This window comes from Zoogloea oleivorans, assembly GCF_008107625.1.
Taxonomy (GTDB): domain Bacteria; phylum Pseudomonadota; class Gammaproteobacteria; order Burkholderiales; family Rhodocyclaceae; genus Zoogloea; species Zoogloea oleivorans.
The window spans coordinates 44,763-63,296 of the sequence record NZ_SDKK01000002.1 but is presented as its reverse complement, the minus strand read 5'-3'; the positions used below and the strand labels follow the sequence as shown (position 1 = coordinate 63,296).

At 62.3% G+C, this 18,534-nt stretch carries 12 protein-coding genes; 6 read left to right on the top strand and 6 right to left on the bottom strand.

Features of this window, described 5'->3' with window-relative positions; translation table 11 throughout:
• Positions 1-170: 170 nt before the first annotated feature.
• Entirely contained in the window at positions 171-2,174 is a 2,004-nt protein-coding gene (locus ETQ85_RS01915; RefSeq protein WP_246128584.1) for a sigma-54-dependent Fis family transcriptional regulator, read from the top strand.
• A 97-nt stretch (positions 2,175-2,271) separates the two neighbouring features.
• A complete protein-coding gene (locus ETQ85_RS01910; RefSeq protein WP_148577441.1) occupies positions 2,272-3,090 on the top strand; it encodes a metallophosphoesterase in 819 nt (272 codons plus the stop codon).
• Between the two features lie 62 nt (positions 3,091-3,152).
• Here ETQ85_RS01910 and ETQ85_RS01905 read toward each other — a convergent pair whose 3' ends face one another.
• The 3 genes from ETQ85_RS01905 to ETQ85_RS01895 form a co-directional block, all read right to left on the bottom strand.
• Entirely contained in the window at positions 3,153-3,653 is a 501-nt protein-coding gene (locus ETQ85_RS01905; protein ID WP_246128582.1) for a Crp/Fnr family transcriptional regulator, read from the bottom strand.
• Positions 3,654-3,687: 34 nt separating this feature from the next.
• Positions 3,688-5,373, bottom strand: coding sequence for a PHA/PHB synthase family protein (locus ETQ85_RS01900; RefSeq protein WP_148577612.1), 1,686 nt, complete (start codon positions 5,371-5,373; stop codon positions 3,688-3,690).
• Between the two features lie 123 nt (positions 5,374-5,496).
• On the bottom strand, positions 5,497-7,401 hold the full coding sequence (locus ETQ85_RS01895; RefSeq protein WP_148577440.1) for a pyruvate kinase: 1,905 nt from the start codon (positions 7,399-7,401) through the stop codon (positions 5,497-5,499).
• Between the two features lie 168 nt (positions 7,402-7,569).
• On the opposite strand from ETQ85_RS01895, the gene ETQ85_RS01890 reads away from it, so the two are divergent.
• Positions 7,570-10,275, top strand: a complete 2,706-nt coding sequence (locus ETQ85_RS01890; protein WP_246128603.1) for an HD domain-containing phosphohydrolase — start codon at positions 7,570-7,572, stop codon at positions 10,273-10,275.
• A 17-nt stretch (positions 10,276-10,292) separates the two neighbouring features.
• On the opposite strand, the gene ETQ85_RS01885 is transcribed toward ETQ85_RS01890, so the two are convergent.
• Together ETQ85_RS01885 and yjjJ are read right to left on the bottom strand one after the other, a co-directional pair.
• A complete protein-coding gene (locus tag ETQ85_RS01885) occupies positions 10,293-10,517 on the bottom strand; it encodes a hypothetical protein (protein ID WP_148577438.1) in 225 nt (74 codons plus the stop codon).
• A gap of 585 nt (positions 10,518-11,102) precedes the next feature.
• Complete coding sequence (yjjJ, locus tag ETQ85_RS01880; RefSeq protein ID WP_148577437.1) at positions 11,103-12,488, bottom strand: type II toxin-antitoxin system HipA family toxin YjjJ; 1,386 nt, start codon at positions 12,486-12,488, stop codon at positions 11,103-11,105.
• Positions 12,489-12,874: 386 nt separating this feature from the next.
• Between yjjJ and ETQ85_RS01875 the strand changes: the two genes are divergently transcribed.
• Positions 12,875-15,484, top strand: coding sequence for a PAS domain S-box protein (locus ETQ85_RS01875; RefSeq protein ID WP_148577436.1), 2,610 nt, complete (start codon positions 12,875-12,877; stop codon positions 15,482-15,484).
• An 11-nt stretch (positions 15,485-15,495) separates the two neighbouring features.
• On the opposite strand, the gene ETQ85_RS01870 is transcribed toward ETQ85_RS01875, so the two are convergent.
• Positions 15,496-17,700 carry an OsmC domain/YcaO domain-containing protein gene (locus tag ETQ85_RS01870; RefSeq protein ID WP_148577435.1) on the bottom strand — a complete coding sequence of 735 codons (2,205 nt, stop codon included), beginning with the start codon at positions 17,698-17,700 and terminating at the stop codon, positions 15,496-15,498.
• 291 nt (positions 17,701-17,991) lie between these two features.
• Here ETQ85_RS01870 and ETQ85_RS26065 point away from each other — a divergent pair, with 291 nt between their 5' ends.
• Together ETQ85_RS26065 and ETQ85_RS26060 are read left to right on the top strand one after the other, a co-directional pair.
• Complete coding sequence (locus tag ETQ85_RS26065) at positions 17,992-18,168, top strand: hypothetical protein (protein ID WP_187394552.1); 177 nt, start codon at positions 17,992-17,994, stop codon at positions 18,166-18,168.
• A gap of 3 nt (positions 18,169-18,171) precedes the next feature.
• Entirely contained in the window at positions 18,172-18,528 is a 357-nt protein-coding gene (locus ETQ85_RS26060; RefSeq protein ID WP_187394551.1) for a hypothetical protein, read from the top strand.
• The last annotated feature ends 6 nt before the right edge of the window (positions 18,529-18,534 follow it).

Below are 18,534 nucleotides of genomic sequence, written 5' to 3'. Positions count from 1 at the left end.
AAACTGCCGGCTGTCCGGAAACCGGACACTCCGTCCGGATTTTGTGCGCCGCACAACCTATTGATATAAAAGGACTTTGATTGACTTTTTGGTCGTCGCTGGCTACGGTTACGGATAAGTAAACCTGTTGTCCCGATACAAGAATTCCGGCACGTGCCGCGAGCCCAATAGTGACCCTCAACAGCAATCTTCTGATTCCGCGAATCGGCGACGAGCAGGTCGTCGCCAGTTCCTGGGAACACTTTCTGCGGGACCGTCCATTGTCGGGTGGCGGGGTGCGCAATGTCGTGCTCGACTCCTGGCGCCGTAGCCGCTCCGGCGAGGTTGATCCGGGTTGCAGCAGTGCGCCGGTTGCCAGCGGAGAGCGGATTCGTCTGTTGCGTGACGGCTCACGAGACCTGTACGAAGCGGCCCGGCCGGTGCTTGAGACGCTGCGCGAAATACTGCGCGAATCGGGCACGCTGATCATGCTCAGCGATCCGAGCGGCACCATTCTCGATCTCAACGGCGAATCGCGGGCGCGCAACGCCGGCGAGCAGATCAACCTTGCGCCTGGCGGCTGCTGGGGGGAGGCGTTGATCGGCACCAACGCCATCGGCACGGCGATTGCCACCCACGAGCCAGTCCAGATCTACGCCAGCGAGCACTACTGTATCGACGTCAAACAATGGACCTGTGCCGCCGCGCCCATCCTCGACCCCCTGGGCAAGACCTTGCTCGGTGTCGTCGACGTCTCCGGTGTCAAGGAGACCTTCCACGGCCATACGCTGGGTCTGGTCATCTCTGCGGCGAAGCAGATCGAGGGCGTGCTGGCACGCCGCGATGCCGAAGCGCACGGCCGCTTGCTGCAGTACGCGATGGACGGTTTCAGTCGTCATGGCAACGATTGCGTCGTGCTGTTCGACCATCGCGGCCGTATCGTCAGGACCAGCGGCAGCATGCAGCAGGCCCGCGAAATGTATGGTGTGCGCCTGCCCTTCGAGGCTGGCAGCCAGGTTGCCGCGCTCAACCTCGGCCTGTCGCCCGATGAACGCAGCTGCCAGACACCGGGCTGGTTACGCCCGGAATGGCTGCATCCGATCCGCTCCCGCGAGGGCGAACTCGGTACTCTCCTTGCCATCCCCATCGGCCAGCCAGCGCGGCAGGCCGTCAATCTGCCACCCTTGCACAGCGCGGACGGCGCGGTATCGGATGTCTTCGCCGAGATCATCGGCACCAGCGCCGCCATCGCCACCGCAAAGGCCCGGGCGCGGCGCATTGCACCGCTCGACCTGCCGGTCCTGCTGCTCGGGGAAACCGGTGCCGGCAAGGAAATCTTCGCGCGGGCCATCCACAAGGCGAGCAGCAAGCCGGAAGGCCCCTTCATCGCCGTCAATTGCGGCGCACTGACCCGCGAACTGCTGGCCAGCGAACTGTTTGGCTACAGTGAGGGCGCCTTTACGGGGGCCCGCCGCGGTGGCCTGCCCGGAAAGTTCGAGCAAGCCGATGGCGGCACCCTGTTCCTCGACGAAATCGGTGAAATGCCGCTCGACATGCAGCCCCACCTGCTGCGTGTGCTGCAGGATGGCGTGGTCGTCCGCCTGGGTGACACCCGGGAGCGCAAAGTCGCCGTACGCATCATCGCTGCCACCAACCGCGACCTGCAGACGGATGCCGGCGTGGGGCGATTTCGGGAGGATCTGTTTCACCGTCTCTGCGTCGTCAGCCTGAACCTGCCGCCCTTGCGCGAACGTCCGGACGACATCGACGCGATCATCGCCCACCTCAACCAGCGCTTCTCGCGGAAATACGGTTGTCCGCCGAAAAGCCTGGCCCCCGAAGTCCTGCACCATCTGCTGCGTTATCGCTGGCCGGGCAATATCCGCGAATTGCAAAATGTCTTCGAGGCGATGTTCGCGCTGAGCGACGGTCATCGCCTCGACGGCAGCCTGCTCCCGCCGCACATCGCCGCTGCGGCGGTTGACGCCGTACTGGCGCGCGGCGAGGTGACGCCAGCCATGGCGGCCGGTCGCCTGGCCGAAATGGAACGGGCCGCAATCAATGCCGCCGTCGCCAGTGCCCAGGGCAACCTGTCGATGGCGGCACGCAACCTGGGCATTTCGCGCAGCACGCTCTACGTCAAACTGGCCGCCATGCGCAATGTGCCGTCAGCAGAATCTTTATCGCCACAATAGATCCGTCTCCGGCATTGCGTGGACCACGATCACCTGAGGTGCGCCGCGCCCCCGCAAGGCGTGACGCCATGAACGCCACCCCGACAGCGAGCCAGTGATGCCCGTCAGTAACGCACAGGTGCGGATTCAGTTCGCCTCCGACCTCCACCTCGAATACCTCGAACCGCGGTTTCCGCATTTCCGCGGCGTCGAGCCCGCCGACGCGGACGTGCTGGTGCTCGCCGGTGACGTGGCGACGGGCACGCGGGCGCTCGACCTGTTTGCCGACTGGCCGTGTCCGGTGGTGTTTGTACCGGGCAACCACGAGTTCTACGGCGCCAGCGTGCCGGCGGTGCTGGCCGAGTTCGCGCAGCGCGCGGTCGACTTTCCCAACGTGACGGTATTGGCGCCCGGGGTGTGTGAGCTGGCGTGCGTGCGCTTTATCGGCTGCACCCTGTGGACCGACTATGGCGTGTTCGGCGAAGCCGCCCGGGTGGTCGCGATGCGCACCTGCGAGCACTACATTACCGATCACCACACCATCACCGGCGACGACGGGCAGGCCCCTTTCTCGGCCGACCAAGCCCGTGCCCTGCACCTGGCGCAACGGCACTGGCTGACGTGCCGGCTGGCCGAGCCCTTCGTCGGCAAGACGGTCGTCATCACCCACCACGCCCCGCACCCGCGGAGCATCCACCCCCGCTTTGCCAGCGACCTCACCAGCGCCGCCTTTGCCTCCGACCTCGGCAACTGCCTGGGCCGCGCCGACCTGCACATCCACGGACACACCCACGACAGCTTCGACTACCAGATCGGGCGCACCCGCATCGTGGCCAACCCCATGGGCTACTGCCGGGGCATCAAGAGCGCCACCAGCCCCGCGCAACTGCAGCGCGAAAACCCCCATTTCGACAGCCGCCTGATGCTGGCCCTGTGAGTCCTCCCGCCGCCTTTGAGCAAGGGCCGAAACTGATGCACGGCGAACGAGAGTGAAATCGTTCAGCTATGGGCCACGGTTGAAACCTGAGCGCCAGGCCGAACGCTGGCGTCGGTTCTGCGCAGCCGCTCCGTTAATGTGCGCATGACCTTCAGCGCAAAATCCGGGGCTTGCCGGACGAGTTCGTTGAAGCGATGCTCGTTGATGGCGACGAATTCGCAGTCCTCCGTTGCCGTAACCGTGGCGGAACGGGGGCCAGGCGAAACGACCGACATTTCGCCGACGATGTGCCCGGGTAGCAGAGCCTCCATCAGATGACTGCCAATGGTGATTTCAGCGGCGCCGCGGATCAGCACGTGCATCGTGCTCCCGTGCTCGCCTTCGCGAAACAGCGGCTGTCCTGCCGGGATTTTGATGATCTCTGGCGCGTTGGAAAACAATTCAAAGAAAATCATCGATGCTTCCTCCTGTCGAGGTGCCAGATGCATGTCGGTAAATTGCGTGGCACTCACCGCCTCTTGGGGCAGGGGTGAGTCCGGCTTGAGCAGGCTGAGTATCCACATGGTTGATTGGTCTAAAGAGAGTGTGAAAGGCGCATCAGGCTTCGAGCACGTAGGTGCCCGGTGCGGGGGCCAATGCGGGGAAATCCGTTGTGGCGACCGGGCGTGCATCGACCTGCGCGCCGGCCCTGGGCTTGAGCCACGCCATCCAGTCTTCCCACCAGGTGCCGGCATGCTCACCGGCACGCGCCTGCCACACACCGGGTTGATCGGCACGATGGGCCGTGTCGGCCCAATAGCGACGCTTGGGCGGCTTGGCGGGCGGATTGACGATGCCCAGGATGTGCCCGGAGCTGGACAGCACGAAACGCTTCTCGGCGACGACGTGGTTCACGATCTTGAAGGCCTGTGCCCACGGCGCGATGTGATCGTCTTCGGCCGCAACCGCATACAGAGGCTGCCGGATTTCGGCCAGGTCGAGCGGCTCACCCGCCACGATGAGTGAGCCCGCCTGGATCAGGCGGTTGTGCAAGTACAGTTCGGTCAGGTACCACTTGTGCATGGCCTGGGGCATGCGCGTCGTATCCATGTTCCAGTACAGCACATCGAAAGGCGGCGGCGTTTCGCCGTAGAGCCAGCTTTGCACGACGTAGTGCCAGATCAGGCTGTTCGAGCGCAGCAGGCGAAAGGCGGCAGCCATCTCCTTGCCGTCCAGGTAGCCCTTGCGCTCCATCTGCGCACACAAGTAGTTGACGCTGCCTTCATCGATGAAGACTTCGATATCGCCCGGCTTGTGGAAGTCGATCAGCGTGGTCAACAAGGTCCAGTCGGCGACCGGAACGGCATCGGCGCCGTAGTGCCGATTGGCCCAGGCCATGTACATGCTGAGTGCCGTGCCGCCGATGCAGTAACCAGCCGCATGCACCCGTTGTGCGCCGGACATGCGGCGGGCGGTCTGCACGATCGCGTCGACGCCTTCGGTCAGGTAGTCGTCGAAGCACACCTCCCTCATCGACGCATCGGGATTCTTCCAGCTGGTGATGAAGACATCGAGCCCCTGGTCGAGCAGGTAGCGAACCATGCTCTTCTTTGGCGTAAGGTCCAGCACGTAGAACTTGTTGATCCAGGGCGTGATGATGACGACCGGCTCGGCATGGACTTGTGCCTGCGTGGGGGCGTAATGAATGACTTCGAGCAGGCGGTTCCGGAAGACGACGGCCCCGGCGGTGGTGGCAAGGTTTTCTCCGACATGAAAGTCGTCGGGATTGGTCATGTGCACTTCGCCCGCCCGGGCATCCTCGAGAAAGTTCTGCCAGCCCCGAGTCAGGCTTTGCCCGTGGGTTTCGACCGCCTTCCTGATGGCAATCGGGTTGGTCCAGAAAAAATTGGTCGGCGCCACGGCGTTAAGCCACTTGCGCCACCAGAAAGCCGCCCGCCGCCGATCCTTGCTCGACAGGCCGGGGGTGTCGTAAAGCATGTCCTGGGCGCGGTGGGTGAAGGCCAGATACCAGTCCTTGACCATGTCCCAGTTGGGCGACTCGGACCAGATCGGGTCGTTGAAGCGGGCATCGTCGGCATTGGGTCGAATCGGGTCCGGGTGTTCGAGACCGAGCAGGCGGTGCGTGGTGTGCCACTGCAGTTGCCACAGGTCGGAGCTGAGTTGCGCCATGCGCTCACCGAGTTCCTGCGGGTGCAGCAGCCACGCCACCTGGGCGTGAATGATCGGTGCGGCCATGCCGAGCGGGTCAATCGCCGTGGTCACGCCGGAATGCAGATCGCGCATCTTTCGGTAAAGTCGCGTGGCATCGGGGCCGCCCGGCGGCTTGCGGTAGCTGTCAGGCCGGGACGCTGCAGGGGTGTTGTGCGTTGTCGTGCTCATGATCGGCATGCTCCCTATCGAGATGGTTCAAGGCAGGCGTTGTGGCAAGGGTGTCCAGGCAGCGAGCGCGCGCAGCAGCGAACGTTTCTTCGCCTGATGGGACTGCATGCGCTTGAGGATGTCGTCGAGAACGCGCATGGCATCGAGGATGTAAGGGCCTTTGTTCAGCATCACGCATTCGGCCCGTTCGCCCATGGCCGCATCGGTGATTTCGGCGCGGGAGGGCTGACCGGTCTTGGCCAGGGTCTCGAGCACCTGCGTGGCCCAGATCACCGGCATGTGGGCGGCTTCGGTTGCCCACAGGATTTCTTCCTGAACTTCGGCCAGGCGTTCGTAACCGCATTCAACCGCGAGGTCGCCGCGCGCGATCATCACGCCGGCCGTGCGGCTCGCCATGGCGGAGAGCAGCAGTTCGGGAAGGTTCTCGAAGGCGCGTCGTGTCTCGATCTTCAAGATGACGCCGATCTCGTGGGCGCCGAGGGCATCGAGCCGGCTGCGCAGCGCATCGATGTCACTGCCCCGCTGCACGAAGGACAGGCCGACAAGGTCGGCATGGCGGGCGACAACGGACAGATCCTCGATGTCCTTTTCGGTCAGGGCGGGCAGATCGAGCTGGCTGTCGGGCAGGTTGATGCCCTTGTCGCCCGCCAGGCGGCTGCCGTCGCGGCTGGCCTGAACGATCTCTATGGTCAGCGCTGTGCTGCCGACTTCCCGAATGACGCCGCCAATGCGACCGTCGTCAAAAAAGATGCGCTCGCCGATGCAGACCTGGGTGAAGACTTCCGGCAGCGTGCACGAGATCGACAGCATGGCGTCCTCTTCTGTGACCTTGTCCTCCTGGACGGGCCCGGCAAAGGTCGAGCGGGTCAGGTGCAGGAGATCGCCCTGGCGTAGCAGCAGGCTGCCGGGCCTGGACGGCAGCTCAGCAAGGCGGGATCTGTGCTTTCCGTGCCGGTGACGCCGGCGCTGGCGCTCCAGCAGGGTCTCCGGCACAAAATAGGTCGTCTGCCGGCATTCGCACAGCACGCCTGCGCCGTCGCGCCTGAGCACCGTCAGGCGGCGGTGTGCGTCGCGTGCGTCGACCAGGTCCAGCTTGTCACCCGCTTCAAGCCTGGCCAGCCAGTCCGGGCTGACCGCGATGTGTGCCGAGGCACCCGCAACGGGCATCGTCGAGCCGAAGGCGCGCAGGCCCAGACACGCTTTTCTGGTGACGCGACCAAAGGTGTCGCGCGTCGGCTGGAGTTTGAGGACCGCAGGCGCCGGCGGGATCGCGCCGGTGCGCAGTTTCGGTCCGCCCAGATCCATCAGGATGCGCACCGGCCGGCCGAGTGACTGCGCCGCCCTGCGCACGTGGGCCGCCATGGAGGACCACCTCCCGGCATCGTCATGCGCACAGTTGATGCGCGCGATGTCCATGCCGGCAGCGACAAGCTGGTGCACGAGGCCGTAATCAAGCGCGGCCTCGGAGGGCAGCGTCACCATGATGCGCACCTTGCGGCCCGGTGGCGGGGCGCCGAGCAGGGCTGTGGTGTGCTGCTCCAGCAACCGGTGACTGCTGTGGATGCCGGCGGGCTCTTCGAGGGAGCGCTCGGACCACGTCTGGCCGGTCAGCCGGTGCAGAATGCCCAGCACTTTATCCAGGTTGGCGAGGACGTGAGATTCGGCATGCCCCAGCGAGGACAGGCCGAGCCAGGCCAGCTTCTCCTGCAAGGGCCGGCGGTCTTCCTGGCGCAGGGCAAGGTAGTGCACCAGGTTGCGGGCACTCGGCTGATGGGGCGGGGACACCGCCAGGAGCCGTTCGGAGAATGCGCGCTCGGTGGTGAGCATGTGTTCGCGCAGTGCCCACAACTCGTCTATCAGTGCCTGGCAGACATTCTGATCCCAGCCCGCTGTTGTCAGCGGCGCATCGTCACCATTCGTTGTGCTCGTCATGGTCTGTTGTTTCCCGCAGACCGGAAAGATTGCCGATCCCACTTGCGGGTTAGAACAACGCTACTCCCGGGTGATGAAGCTCAGGTTTCAGTGCGATGACAGCGCAGGCTCCCTTCGCCCGGGTTTTTGGTCACGTCAGCGTCACACCGGAGCGCTAGCTTGATTTCCATGTCTATGCCCATGCGTCTTCCGCTGCATATTCCGGTGGCGGTGCTGTTTTCGCTTCTGATTCTCGCCGTTGGTGCAACGATCTCCGTTTACCACTTCGGTGAAACACGCCTGTTGATCGAAGCCGCGAACGCAACCCTTTTCCGCGATCGTGCAGAGGATGTGCGCCGAACGTTGAACAGCGCCAACCGGGCTGTCCGCCGCAGTTTCATTCTGCTGGCCGCATCACCGCTTGCCGATGCGAGCACGCGTGCCCAGCGTTTTCAGTTCTTGCCGGAACTGACCGGCCTGCTGGATGCCGATCCGCTGATCGACTCGGTGATGGTCGGCTACGGCGACGGGGCGCTGTTCCTGGCGCAGCGCGCCCGTTCCGGCGCGATGGCCGTGTGGTCCGTGATCGACATGGATTCAACAGATGACCCGGTGGATGCCTGCAGCGGGCTTGAGTATCTCTTCGACAAGGATCTGCGCCTCATCCGGGCGAGCGCATGGACAGGGGCGCGCATTGAGCCGCGGCTCTCCGACTGGTACCGCCTTGCCGCCGCCTCCGAGCGGATCGAGGTGACCAAGGCCTACGACTTCCAGCACGGGCAGGGACGCGGCATCACCTTCGCGCGCCGCAACGGAGCGTCGGTGTTTGGCGTCAATGTGAGCTTTGCCCGTATCGGCAATCTGCTGGCGGAGCAGGTGCTCACGCCTTCCACGCGGATCAGCCTGGTGGCGCAGGACAATTCGACGATAGCAGCGCCCGGGATGTCGTTGACTACCCCTCACGACCCTGCCGCCGACGGGCGGGTGTGGCAGGTATCCATTGCACCCATGCCCGGGTTCGTGGACGAGACCTGGAAACTGGTCGTTGCCACGCCCGAGGATGAACTCTTCGCCGAGGCCTATCGGCTGCGACAGCGCTCCATCCTGTTTACCGTGCTGGCGGTCATTCTCAGTTTTCCCCTGGCCTGGGCCTTGTCGCGTCTGCTGACCCGGCCTCTGCACCTACTTGCGCAGAATGCCCGTGAGGTGTCTGCATTGCAGTTCGAACCCCAGGCGGACGCCCGCTCGGTGATCCTGGAGGTAGACCAGCTCGCCGGGGCGATGAGCATGATGTCGGGCGCGATTGCGCGCTTTCTCGAAATGGGGCGCGATCTGGGTTCCGCCCGCGATGTGGCGAGCGTGCTGGAACAGGTTGAGGCCGGCGCGCGCGAGGTTGCCCACGTGCCATGGAGCGCGGTGCGCGTCGATGGTGAATGGGGCGAGGGGATGCTGGCGGCACACTGGCTCGACGCAGCGGGGGTCGAGTTGTCGGCGGTGGCGAGGGCCGCCGAGGAACTCTCCGGTTTTGTCATGCAGGCGGACGGGCCGCTCAGCCTGAGATTGCCGGCCAGCGATGGCGGCATGCTGCAAGTGCTCGGTATTCCGCTGCGTACGCCGGAAGGCGAGGTGCTCGGAACCCTGGTCCTGGCCGATCGACCTTCCGCACGCTGTGGCCTGGCCCGGGCCGAAGTGATCGGCTTTCTGGCGGCGCTGGCCGGCACGGCTGCCGTTGCGCTCGAAAATCAGCGCCTGTTAAAGGGCCGCAAGGCGCTTCTCAAAGGTGTCGTCCGGATGGTGGGTGAGGCGATCGACGCCAAATCCCCCCACACCGGCCGGCATTGTCGCCGCGTCCCGGAGGTCGCCCTGCGTCTGGCGCGGGCCGCCCATGAGGCTGAAACCGTCCCCTTCGCCGCCTACCGCCTCGATGCCTCGGGCTGGGAGGCGCTGGAGATTGCGAGCTGGCTGCATGATTGCGGCAAGCTGACCACCCCCGAATACGTGATCGACAAGGCGACCAAGCTTGAAACCCTTTACAACCGGATTCACGAGATCCGGACCCGCTTTGAAGTTCTCAAGCGCGATGCGGAGATCGCCTACTGGCAGGGCCTTGCCCAGGGCGGGGATGAGGCGCATCTACGTGCCGCACGCGACGAACTGTGGCGAACGCTGGATGACGACTTTGCCTTTGTGGCGGCCTGCAATCGTGGCAGTGAGGACATGCCCGCCGAGAGTCAGCAGCGTCTCGAGCGTATCGCCCGCAGGCGCTGGCTGCGCACCCTCGACGAGGGGCTGGGTCTGTCGAATGCCGAACTGGCGAGGCGTGGCAGTGCGCCTGCAAGACCGCTGCCGGCCGATGAACCCCTCTTGCGCGACGACCCGACTGATGTGATCCCGCGCCCTCCCAGTGATCGTCTGCTGGCTGGCAACCCCTGGGGCTTTTCGATGCGCGCGCCGGCCAATTTGTACAACGGCGGGGAGCTGTACAACCTCAGGATCAGGCATGGCACCCTGACCGAGGAAGAGCGTTTCAAGATCAAGGAACACATCATCGAAAGCATCGTCATGCTGTCGCGCCTGCCGTTTCCGTCCGACCTGGCTGCCGTGCCTGAAATGGCGGGCGGGCATCATGAAACGATGGATGGACGGGGTTACCCGCGTGGCCTGTGCGGAGACGACATGAGCATGACCGCGCGGGTCATGGCGATCGCTGACATCTTTGAGGCGCTGACGGCCAGTGATCGACCTTACAAAGATGCCCTCACGATCACCGACACGCTTGAGATCATGCGCGACATGAGCCGCCGCAGGGTCATCGACGCTGACCTGTTTGCGCTTTTCGTGGCAAAGGAACTCTGGCGGGATGAGGTTGTAAGCGCCGCGCCGCCGGCGGCCTGAAGCGCAGGGGCCGGTCGCTATGACTGACGGGCTTCAGGGTGATTGCTCACCTTTTCATTCAACCCCCCGGAGGCGGCGCGGAGCAGATTCTCCACATAGACCTTCACGATTTCCAGGGCCTTCTTGTGCCGGTGATGCGCTGGATCGTTGAGCAAGGCGGTGATCTCGCCAAGCCAGAATGAACCGTCGTTGTCATGGGTGTGCAAAGCACCATGAATGACTTCGAAGGGGGATCTCGTCATGCAGATGGCTATCAAGCGCTGAAGGTGACGAATTGTAACATTTTGGGTGAGATGGCTTGAGCGTGCTAACCCGCTTTTACCTTGCCTGTGCTCGGCAAGCCTGACGAAGCCAGGTCCAGAAGAGTCGATTCCCTTTCGGATGCCGCGAAGGCGTTTGCCGACAAGGCACCTGAGCAAGACGACAAATCCGTCTGATCTCAGCCCCCTGTGGGTCGGACTTCAGTCCGACTACGCCCGCCAGGGCCGGCGCAAGGCGCAAAAGAAAACCGGTTCGGCTTAACGCTAAGCGGGTTCAACCTTTTAGTGAACCGGCTTCGCTTTGAGATGAACTGACCTTGCGGTGAGCCGAACCGGTTCTCCTGAAAGGGGAGTGAGTTCAGCTCCGAGATGAACTTGTTTTCCCCGGAGCAGAACGGGTTCAGCTTTTAGCCAAGTTAATTCCCCCAAAAGGTGCATTAACTCTGGTTGAAGGAGAACTGGGCTGGCTTGGAGGGGAAATGCTCGAAACAATTCTTGATATCGTGCTTGAAGTGGTGCTGGTTGGTTCTTCGCCAGGTTCGGCAAGTGGCTATTCTTGCCTGACCCCTACACCAGCCCCCGCCAGCCCTCAATTTTCCGGGCGTTCGCGCCACAGCGTTGCCGGAAGTCTGAACTGATACGGGCATCCTGTTCGGCCTGCCGCCAGAACTGCAGGGCGGCTTCGCAGGCAAGGTGCCAGTCGGTTTTTTGTGGTGGCAGGGGGAGCGGGGGCTGCACGCCAAATTCCCGCTCGGGGACTTCGCCGCCGGCCAGGGGGGCGTAGAACATCGGCAGCATGTCGTAGCCGGGGGCGAGAGTCAGTTCGGGGCCCGGCCGGAAGCTCAGGTTGCCCAGGTGCATGTCGGTGTTGCCGATGAGCTTGCCAAACCACCCGATGCGCCGCACCTGTTCGAGCGTGTCGGCCGACAGCCGGTTGTCCATGTGCAGGCGTGCGGCAAGCCGGCTCCAGTCGGTCGAGCTGTCGCCCAGCAGTGCAGCATTGAGCGAGAACAGGCTGCATACCGGGCTGCGGCCATGCAGCCCGTGCCGGTCAAAGCGTTCGAGTTCGAGGAAGGTTCGCCCCGCGTGCTGCAACACGCGGCTGCGGGCGCTGTCGACACCGGGAATGGCACGCATGGCCTCGAGTGCCAGATGCTCGCAGATGAGCAGGTCGGCCCAGCGCCTGACCGCCGTTGAGCCATCCGCCCCGGAAAACTTCACCAGAACATGCGGCGTGGGCCGTCCTTCCTCTGCGCGGGTGGTCGTGAACTTGGGAAACTCCCCGGCCGCGCTGGCGCCGGCGACCCCGCTGCCGACAGCCTGTTCGGCCAGTTCCGCGTAAGCCGCGCCGAGCGTGGCTTCATCGAGCAGGCGCAGGGGGGTGACCTTGGTGTGCAGCCATGTCTCGTAGGCTGTCTGGCCGACAATGAGATTGCCGGGGAGGTCGGCGCCCCGCAGGCTCAGGGCATAGAGGATGTCATCGTCCGTCCACTCGTTGGGGTTGGCCGGCACTTGCAAGGGCTGATGCGCCACGAGCGCGAACTGGCGGCCCATGTAGCCCTGGGGACGCATGTCGTAAAACGGATAGGGCAAGCCCTCCCACCAGCCGTCACGCGCTTCATTCGGAACGGGCCAGATGCCGGCGGGGAGGGGCATCCAGGTGCCCGCGGGGCAGACCGGAACCACGGTCGCAATCTCCTCGGCAGCACCGGTTTCGTCTACCGCGTAAAGGGGGTAGCGCTGGCGCACTCCCCGCACCGGCCGGCTGAGGGCATAGCGAGCCCGTCGGGCCTTGCCGGCCGACACCACCTGCGGCGCCAGCCCCTGCAACATCCGGTGGAGGGTCGGAACGCTGACACCCAGTTCATCGGCCAGCTCCACGGCCCGCCAGCCTTGACGGCGCGCCAGCAGGGCCTCGAGTTGAGCGGGGGGGAAGGGCGGAGTCCGTGCCATTGGTTTGGGTGAGAAGATCGGTGAGAAGATTTATACAGAAAAGTGTATATGAAACAAGGGGTCAAGGAAGGTGCATCAGCGTTTTTGAGGTGATTGGGTGAGGGGGCTTGGCGCACAGGATGGGTGGGTGCCCTGGATGTGACTGGCGGTGAACGGGGTTTGCCGCTTGGGCCACCTGTATTGACCCAGTAAGTCCCTGCTCAGGTGTTGACCTTGACAGGGGCGACACAGGAGTACGGCAATGGAAGACGAAATCAAGCGTGGAAACGGCTGGTCGACTCGGAAACTGCCGTGAATGCACGAGACGGTCGTGTTCGTTGTATCTTGCGTTCAGCTGGCTTTGCCACAAGAGTAATCGAGCCTCCAAACCCGTTCGGCGCTAAAGCATGCTTATCAACCTGATCAACAACATCGCCTTCCTGGTTGCGTTGGTAGCAGCAGGCCAGCTTGTGGTTTCACGTTTCCACAAGTCCTCGTTGAACCGTCAGGTGCTGCTCGGGCTCGTGTTTGGTGGGGTGACCTTGCTGGGGATGGTGAACCCGGTGAACTTTGCACCGGGCCTGATCTTCGATGGCCGCTCTATTGTGCTGTCGGTGGCCGGCGTGGTGGGCGGCGGCGTGGCTGGCGCGATTGCCGCGGGTATGGCGGCTGTTTATCGCTACCAGCTAGGCGGCATCGGTGCGCCAGTTGGCGTGATGGTGGTGCTCCAGTCCGCCCTGCTTGGGGTACTGGCGCGGTGGTGGTGGCAACGCCGCAACACGACTCCGGCTGCCGGACACTACTTCGTGTTGGGCGTGGTGGTGCAGATCGCTCAGTTGGCGGCATTTACGCTGGTGCCCAACCGCGCGGGGTATGCCTTCATCGAACAGGCCTGGTGGGTGCTCCTGCTGTTCTATCCTTTGGCGACCATGCTGTTGTGCCTGATCTTTCGCAATTACGAGCTGCAGTTGGGCGACCGCGAGGCATTGCAGGCTGCACAGAATGCCGTGATTGCAGAAGAGCGCGCCAGCATGGAGCGTTTTCACGCCTACTTCGATCACTCCACCGTCGGTCTTGCCATCACCAGCCTGGAAAAAGGCTGGGTCGAGGTCAATGATGCCCTTTGCGCCACGCTCGGTTATACGCGCGCTGAACTGACCCACATGTCCTGGCCGGCGCTCACCTACCCGGAGGATCTGGCACCCGACCTGGCACAGTTCAACCGCATGCTGGCCGGCGAAATCAACAGCTATGCCATGGACAAGCGCTTCATCCACAAGGATGGTCACCTGGTCTATACGCGACTGGCTGTCAGCCATGTGCGCAAGCCGGATGGCAGCCCGGATTATGTGGTTGCCATGGTGGAGGACATTTCCGAACGCAAACACTCGGAACTCGCATTGGAGAATAGCGAGAAACAGCTGCGCTTCGTCCTGCAAGGGTCAGAACTCGGTTTTTGGGACTGGAACATTGCGGCCGGTAAAGTCGACCGGAACGAGCAGTGGGCCGCGTTGCTGGGTTACTCCCACAGCGAAATCCAGCAGACTGCCAGGCAATGGACGGATTTCATTCACCCGGATGACCGCGAGTGCGCATGGAACTCCATCAATGCGGTGCTCGAGGGACGCTCCAGCATGCATCGGCTTGAGTACCGGATGCTCCATAAGGACGGCAGCGTGCGCTGGATTCTTGACCAGGCCAGCGTGATGCAGCGTGACGCTGACGGTAAGCCGCTGCGCATGTGCGGGACCCATACGGACATTACCGCACGCAAGCGGAATGAGCTCGAACTCGAGCAGCATCGCCAGCATCTTCAAGAACTCGTCAAGGCGCAGACACGGGATCTGCGCATGGCCAAAGAAGCCGCCGAAACCGCCAACGTCGCCAAGAGCGCCTTCCTGGCCAACATGAGCCACGAGATTCGTACCCCGCTGAATGCCATCACCGGCATGGCCCACATCCTGCGCCGCAGCGGGCTGAATCCGGAGCAGACCGACAAGATTGAAAAGATCGAAGTCGCCGGCAATCACCTGCTTGAGATCCTCAATGCCGTTCTCGATCTGTCCAAGATAGAAGCCGGCAAATTCACGCTGGACGATGCCCCGGTTCATGTCGAAGCCCTGCTCGGCAACATCGCCTCGATGCTGGGTCAGAAGGCCAGGAGCAAGGGGATTCGCTTGCACATGGAGACGGTCTCCGTGCCCCCCAACCTCTATGGCGACCCCACCCGGCTGCAGCAGGCTCTGCTCAACTATGCTTCCAATGCCCTCAAGTTCACCGAGACAGGCCACATCACCCTGAGAGTGAGGCAAGAATCACAGACGGATGCGACCGTTACCCTCCGTTTCGAAATCGAGGATAGCGGCATCGGCATTGCCCCCGACGTACTCAGCAAACTATTCGGCGCCTTCGAGCAGGCCGACAACTCGACCACGCGCAAGTACGGCGGCACCGGTCTGGGCCTGGCGATCACCCGGAAGATCGCCGAAGTGATGGGAGGAAGCGCCGACGTGATCAGTACCGAAGGCAAGGGCAGTACCTTCTGGTTCACGGCGGTTCTCAGGAAGGCCGAGCATTCCGTCGAGGAGAAGGCCAAGGCCGGGGGGGAAAGCGCCGAGCAGGCGATCCAGCGCGATCATGCCGGCAAGCGCATCCTCGTGGCGGAGGACGAACCGGTCAACCGGGAAATTGCCCAGATGCTGCTGGAGGATGTCGGTCTCAAGGTCGACCTCGCCAGGGATGGCCGGGAAGCCGTGGAAATGGCCCGCTCGGGCAGCTATGCGATGATCCTGATGGATATGCAAATGCCGGTTCTGGACGGTCTGGATGCGACGCGACAGATCCGGCAACTGCCCCACCGCGCGGGAATTCCCATTCTGGCGATGACGGCGAATGCCTTTGCCGAGGACAAGAAACACTGTTGCGAAGCCGGGATGGACGACTTTATAACCAAGCCGACCGATCCGGACCGGCTCTATGAAACCGTGTTGAAGTGGCTGCAGAGGTCAAGTCAATGAGCGACAGGTGCTTATCCGATACCGGCCACCCGACAGGCCCGCGCCGCGTGCAGTTTTTTGTAGCTGTCGATCAGGCGCTGATGCCTGTCGAGCCCTTCCAGTTTCATGCTTGTTGGCGTCAGACCGAAGAAGCGCACGCTGCCGTCCACTGAGCCCAGCACCGCATCCATGCGCGGGTTGCCAAACATGCGGCGGAAATTGACCACGTAATCGTCCAGTTCCAGCTCGTCGTCCAGCAGCACCTCCAGCACCACATTCAGGGCCTGATAAAACAAGCCGCGATCAACGGTGTTCTCGTTGTATTGCAGGAAGGCTTCGACGAGTTCCTTCGCCGCTTCGAATTGCTGCAAGGCGAGATTGATCAGCAGCTTCAATTCCAGAATCGTCAGCTGACCCCAGGCCGTATTCTCGTCAAACTCGATGCCGATCAAGGTGATGATGTCGGTGTAATTATCAAGCTCGCTGTCTTCCAGACGTTCCAGCAGTGCTTCCAGGCTGGCATCGTCGAGGCGATGCAGGTTCAGGATGTCGGCGCGGAACTGCAGGGCCTTGTTGGTGTTGTCCCAGATCAGGTCTTCCACCGGATAGACTTCCGAATAGTCCGGCACCAGAATGCGGCAGGCCGTTGCGCCTAATTGGTCATACACCGCCATGTACACTTCCTTGCCCATCTCTTCGAGAATGCCGAAGAGTGTCGCGGCCTCAATGGCATTGGAGTTTTCACCCTGGCCGGAAAAGTCCCACTCGACAAATTCGTAATCGGCCTTGGCACTGAAAAAGCGCCACGACACCACGCCGCTGGAATCGATGAAGTGTTCAACGAAGTTATTCGGCTCGGTGACGGCGTTGCTTTCAAAGGTGGGCCGGGGCAAATCGTTCAGGCCTTCAAAACTGCGCCCTTGCAGCAATTCGGTCAGGCTGCGCTCCAGCGCCACCTCCAGGCTCGGGTGGGCCCCGAACGACGCAAATACACCGCCGGTACGCGGGTTCATCAAGGTGACGCACATCACCGGAAACTCGCCGCCCAGCGAGGCATCCTTCACCAGTACCGGAAAGCCCTGCTTTTCCAGTTCCTCGATGCCGGCCAGAATGCCGGGGTATTTGGCCAGCACGTCGTGCGGCACATCGGGCAGGGCGAGTTCACCTTCCAGAATTTCACGCTTTACCGCCCGCTCAAAGATTTCCGACAGGCATTGCACCTGTGCTTCGACCAGCGTATTGCCGGCACTCATGCCATTGCTGAGGAACAGGTTGTCGATCAGGTTGGTGGGGAAATACACCACCGCGCCGTCCGACTGGCGCACATACGGCAGCGCACAGATGCCGCGCTGCACGTTGCCGGAGTTGGTGTCGTACAAATGCGAGCCGCGCAACTCGCCATCGGGGTTGTAAATCTGCAGGCAGTAGTCATCGAGAATGCCAGCCGGCAGCGCATCCTTGCGGCCCGGCTTGAACCAGCGCTCATCCGGGTAATGCACGAATGCCGCATTGGCAATGTCTTCCCCCCAGAACTGGTCGTTGTAGAAATGATTGCAATTCGCTCGCTCGATGAATTCACCCAAGGCCGAGGCCAAGGCGCTTTCCTTGGTTGCGCCCTTGCCATTGGTAAAGCACATCGGCGAGTGCGCATCGCGGATATGCAGCGACCACACATGGGGAACAAGATTGCGCCACGACGCGATTTCAATCTTGATGCCCAGGCCCGCCAGCACCGCCGACATATTGGCGATGGTTTGCTCCAGCGGCAGATCCTTGCCCGCAATATAGGTGCTTGCCGCTGAATCCGGATTCAGTGTCAGCAAGGCCTGCGCATCGGCATCCAGATTTTCTACTTCCTCAATGACAAAATCAGGCCCGGTTTGCACCACCCTTTTCACCGTACAACGCTCGATGGAGCGCAGGATGCCCTGCCGGTCTGCGGCGGAGATATCCGCCGGCAATTCGACCTGGATCTTGAAAATCTGCTTGTAGCGGTTTTCCGGATCAACAATATTGTTTTGCGACAGGCGGATATTGTCGGTAGGGATATTGCGCGTTTCGCAGTACAGCTTCACAAAATAAGCCGCACACAAAGCCGATGAAGCCAGAAAGTAATCAAACGGACCCGGCGCCGAGCCATCGCCCTTATAGCGGATAGGCTGATCGGCGATTACCGTGAAGTCATCGAACTTGGCTTCAAGACGAAGCTTGTCGAGAAAATTGACCTTAATTTCCATGGGGGAATCCTGAAATAGCGTTCAAAACGAATTGGCCGCCATTATCGCTGTTTTCCCGGTGGGAAAACCGTGCTTCCTCCGCGCGGCCGGCCGTGATCTTGGGACGCTTTCCTGCCGCGCTGGAGCCGGCGGCCCCGCTGTCGAGGGCGTCGCCTCATCGAGCAGGCGCTGGGGGGCGTTTCCGTGCATAAAGACACAGCCATGCAGCGACGGGGACTCGTAAAGTGACGTGCTTCACTTCGCATAATGAATAAACCGAATAGCATGGCACCCTCATCATGCGGAGGCACTATGAACAGTCTCGATTTATCCAAAGCCATGATGGACGCGCTTTCCAGCGTGATTGGGGATGCGTTGCCGCAGTCGCATTCCGCCTCTAACCATGGTGGAGTGCAAGTTGAGATTGCTGGTTTGAAGATGACGCTGTCGATCGATAAGGTCATCGTCAAGTTCGTGGCGGAAGGCTGAACGGTGCAGTGCCCCCAGTGCCACTATCGGTGCTCAGCAAACGCTGTTGGCCTCGACAGCACATGTCCTCGCTGCGGAATCATCTATGCAAAGTTCGATCCCGCTGTAAAAGCCAGGCGTGAGTCCTTACGTAAAATCGGTGAGCAGCGGATCTATCGTGAATCCCTTGCAGATTCTGTGCGGGTAAATGCCGCCGAAGCCGCCCGGGCCCGCAAAGGGCGTGGCGATTGGGTGGAAAAGCTGCTGCGCGGTCTTGTCATCAGCAGCATCGCAATTACATTCGGTATTTTCATCACATCGATCATGGCCGGGGTGCCTGACAACAAGGTCATCAATATCTTCATCGTGGGAGGGCGCTGACGTGCG